Origin of the sequence: Protofrankia sp. Cj3 (assembly GCF_917627355.1) — a bacterium.
Lineage (GTDB): Bacteria > Actinomycetota > Actinomycetes > Frankiales > Frankiaceae > Protofrankia.
This window is the reverse complement of record NZ_CAKJTR010000337.1, coordinates 1-747: the sequence shown is the minus strand read 5'-3', so window position 1 is coordinate 747 and position 747 is coordinate 1. Positions and strand designations below refer to the sequence as shown.

Here is a 747-nt window from a genome sequence, read left to right as displayed (position 1 = left end):
GGCGCCGACGCGATCGGGGGGCTCCCCACCAATCGCGGCTGGGACCTTGCCAGGATCTATGACCCCGAACCAGGCAGGCCGGGCACGTCATACGCGCGCGAGGGTGGATTCCTCTACGACGCCGACCAGTTCGACGCTGCCTTCTTCGGCATCAGCCCCCGCGAGGCGGCGGCGATGGATCCCCAGCAACGGCTGCTGCTCGAGACGTCCTGGGAGGTCCTCGAGCGGGCGGCTATCGACCCGGCCTCCCTCACAGGCAGCCGGACCGGGGTGTTCATCGGCGCGATGCAGCAGGAATACGGTCCTCGCCTGCACGAGGCGTCCGAGGGCCTCGAGGGCTACCTCCTGACCGGCAGCACCACCAGTGTCGCCTCGGGCCGGATCGCCTACACCCTGGGGCTGGAAGGACCGGCCGTCACCGTCGACACCGCCTGCTCCTCCTCGCTGGTGGCCATCCACCTCGCCAGCCAGGCACTCCGCAACGGCGAATGCGGCCTGGCCCTGGCCGGCGGGGTCGCGGTGATGGCCGCCCCGGGCATGTTCACCGAGTTCAGCCGGCAGCGTGGGCTGGCCCCCGACGGCCGGTGCAAGCCGTTCGCCGCCGCCGCCGACGGCACCGCCTGGGCCGAGGGCGTGGGAGTCGTCCTGTTGGAGCGGCTGTCGGAGGCCCAGCGCCTCGGCCATCAGATACTCGCCGTGATCCGGGGCAGTGCCGTCAACCAGGACGGTGCCAGCAACGGCCTCACC

The 747-nt window shown here is 71.8% G+C and carries 1 protein-coding gene; it reads left to right on the top strand.

Features of this window, described 5'->3' with window-relative positions; translation table 11 throughout:
- On the top strand, window positions 1-747 hold a 747-nt coding region (locus tag MJ783_RS23325; RefSeq protein ID WP_239314052.1), incomplete at both ends, for a polyketide synthase.